This window comes from Pseudanabaena sp. 'Roaring Creek' (assembly GCF_001402795.1).
GTDB lineage: Bacteria > Cyanobacteriota > Cyanobacteriia > Pseudanabaenales > Pseudanabaenaceae > Pseudanabaena.
This window is the reverse complement of record NZ_LIRE01000099.1, coordinates 1-1,483: the sequence shown is the minus strand read 5'-3', so window position 1 is coordinate 1,483 and position 1,483 is coordinate 1. Positions and strand designations below refer to the sequence as shown.

The following is a 1,483-nucleotide window of genomic DNA, read 5'->3' as shown; positions in this document are numbered from 1 at the left end:
AAGTCGAAGCCTCTCACAACTCATTCAGGATTGCTATATAAAAATTGAAAATTGCCAAAATTGCCGTTTCATAGTCGCGGTAGGATAGAAAAATCGGGAAATATCTCAAACGATCCGAACCGAAAAACTATCAACAGCCCCACAGGGAATAAACAACTCAATAAACAACTTAATAAACAACTATGAACCGCAGCTTATTTATTGGAATTCTTGCCGTAATTGGATTAATGGTACTTGCAAGTTCCTTGCCAAATAGGTTTTATGGCGCTAACGATCGCAAGTTTATCGTTATTACCATCATTACCTGTATCGTTTCTGCACTTGGTTTAGCCGTATTTTTTAGCGTTCCTTTCCTAACCCACTAACCCCTGTTATTTAATGAAATTTTGATAAGATTCTTAATATTTTGCCATACTGGGATCGACGATATAGGCATAGGCATCAATGCCGCCATCGATATTTTTGACATTGGTAAAGCCCCGTTCGATCAGCCATTGACACATTTGCGCCGATCGCATCCCGTGATGGCACAAGACTAGGGTTTCTGTGTGGGGATCGAATTTTTCTTTGAAATCAGCAGCCCATTCCTCATATTCGCTTAGGGGTAAGATCGTAAAATCAGCGATCGCGGCGATTTCCACCTCATGCCGTTCGCGCACATCAATCAGTTGCAAATCTTGATGTTCTCCAGCCAAACGTTCGGCTAGCTCTTGGACGGTAATTTGGATGATAGACATACTGACAAAATATCTCTTAGGTATGAGTTAAAAACCTAACACAAGTCCCGCTTTTAGTTCAAACTTTAGATGATAGAGCTTTAGCTTTCACAATAAGTTAAATGATTGGGAAAAATCCTGCCAAGCAAGATGATTACCCAATTATTGATTTATCGATGATTTACCCATAAATTTATTTGTCTAGACCAATGAGCCAGCCCATTGAAGAATTGTTGAGAGATCTCAAAAGTGCCGATGAGGAGATACGCGAGCGAGCCACTCAGGGGTTATGGGAAATGTGGTTTATGCAGAAGGGGATGCAGGGATTACAGGTATTGCGTCAGAGCCAAATGATGGCGGATAGCGGCAATATCAGACAAGCGGAGTTAATGCTCACCCAATTAATTCTCTCCCAGCCTGATTTTGTGGAGGCATGGAATCGACGAGCCGTTTTGTTTTATATGCAAGGCGATTACAAGCGATCGATCAAAGATTGTCTGAAAGCGATTTCGCTCAATCCCTATCACTTTGGGGCGATTCACGGGCTGGGTTTATGCTATGCCGCGATCGGCAACTATAGCGAAGCGATCGCCACTTTCCATAGGGCTTTGGAAATTCAACCTTTCTCCCTCACCAACCAAAAGTTGATTCTCGAATGTACGGCTATGTTGAATTAATACCAATTCACAAAAGTGTTGTCACACTTTCGTGAATTGGTATAAAACTCCAAAGAGAGTTGCCGCGCGGAGCGCGGCAACTCTCTTTGG

At 42.3% G+C, this 1,483-nt stretch carries 3 protein-coding genes; 2 read left to right on the top strand and 1 reads right to left on the bottom strand.

The window, feature by feature from the left end:
- Positions 1 to 182: 182 nt before the first annotated feature.
- Entirely contained in the window at positions 183 to 365 is a 183-nt protein-coding gene (locus AC805_RS03245; protein ID WP_009627333.1) for a hypothetical protein, read from the top strand.
- 33 nt (positions 366 to 398) lie between these two features.
- On the opposite strand, the gene AC805_RS03240 is transcribed toward AC805_RS03245, so the two are convergent.
- On the bottom strand, positions 399 to 737 hold the full coding sequence (locus AC805_RS03240; RefSeq protein ID WP_055074084.1) for a rhodanese-like domain-containing protein: 339 nt from the start codon (positions 735 to 737) through the stop codon (positions 399 to 401).
- 188 nt (positions 738 to 925) lie between these two features.
- On the opposite strand from AC805_RS03240, the gene AC805_RS03235 reads away from it, so the two are divergent.
- On the top strand, positions 926 to 1,393 hold the full coding sequence (locus AC805_RS03235; RefSeq protein WP_009627331.1) for a tetratricopeptide repeat protein: 468 nt from the start codon (positions 926 to 928) through the stop codon (positions 1,391 to 1,393).
- Positions 1,394 to 1,483 lie beyond the last annotated feature (90 nt).

Excerpts from the sequence above, each read along its gene's own strand:
- AC805_RS03235 (WP_009627331.1), top strand. The coding sequence starts at position 926 with ATGAGCCAGCCCATTGAAGAATTGTTGAGAGATCTCAAAAGTGCCGAT.
- AC805_RS03240 (WP_055074084.1), bottom strand. The coding sequence starts at position 737 with ATGTCTATCATCCAAATTACCGTCCAAGAGCTAGCCGAACGTTTGGCT.
- AC805_RS03245 (WP_009627333.1), top strand. The coding sequence starts at position 183 with ATGAACCGCAGCTTATTTATTGGAATTCTTGCCGTAATTGGATTAATG.